General features: G+C 68.6%; 2 protein-coding genes. Both read left to right on the top strand.

Annotated features, from left to right (window positions below; translation table 11 throughout):
- Window positions 1–514: ImpA family type VI secretion system protein (locus L810_RS48255; RefSeq protein WP_373453121.1), on the top strand; the 514-nt coding region annotated here is incomplete at its 5' end.
- A 73-nt stretch (window positions 515–587) separates the two neighbouring features.
- Window positions 588–897 (top strand): type VI secretion system contractile sheath small subunit (locus L810_RS42845; RefSeq protein ID WP_179945700.1); only part of this gene is annotated, 310 nt, incomplete at its 3' end.

Raw genomic sequence — 897 nt, 5'->3', positions numbered from 1 at the left:
GCTGGCCGCGCTGTCGGCCGCGTCGGGCGACGGCACGACGCCGCTCGACGCGGCGCGCGCGGCACTGCACGCGCTGGATGCGATCCGCGTGTGCGTGACCGACAAGCTGGGCCGCGAATGGGCACCCGACGAAGGCGACGCGGAGAGGGCGCTGCGGCGGATCGCACGCGAGGTGCCGCTGCCCGAGCCGCAACCGGTGTCGCCCGACACGCAGCAGGCCGTTCCCGGCGACGCATCGCAGGCTGCACTGGCACCCGCTGCGTCGACGCCGATGCCGAACACCCACGCGTGGCGCGAAGCCGCCATCACAAGCCGCGACGACGTGCGCATCGGTCTCGACAAGATGTGCCGCTATTTCGAGCAGCACGAACCGAGCCACCCGGCGCCGCTGCTGCTGCGGCGCGCGCAGCGGCTGCTCGCGCTCGACTTCTACGAAATCATCCGCGACCTCGCGCCGGAGAGCCTCGCGAAGCTGGACCTGCTGAGCGGCGAGCGGAGCGAATCAAACGAATGAACCGAACGAAAGAAACCGCCATGCGGGCGGCAACGACGGACTGCGCAACCTGATCGATGTGAAGGAGTGGACGATGACGGACAGAACCAAGGCGGCGGGCAGCGGGCAGAAGTTCATCGCGCGCAATCGGGCGCCGCGCGTGCAGATCGAGTACGACGTCGAGACCTACGGCGCCGAACGCAAGGTACAGCTGCCGTTCGTGATGGGTGTGATTTCGGACCTGGCGGGCAAGCGTGCCGAGCCGCTGCCGGACCTGCCGGAGCGCAAGTTTCTCGAGATCGACGTCGACAACTTCGACGAGCGGATGAAATCGATCGCGCCGCGCGTCGCGTTCGCTGCGCAGTTCGACCGTGACGGAAATCGCGCCGTTCGGGATCGGGAAG

Source organism: Burkholderia sp. AU4i (assembly GCF_000466765.1).
In the GTDB taxonomy this organism is placed as follows: Bacteria; Pseudomonadota; Gammaproteobacteria; order Burkholderiales; family Burkholderiaceae; genus Burkholderia; species Burkholderia cepacia.
The sequence above is the reverse complement of the archived record's forward strand: the minus strand, read 5'-3'. Positions and strand labels throughout refer to the sequence as shown.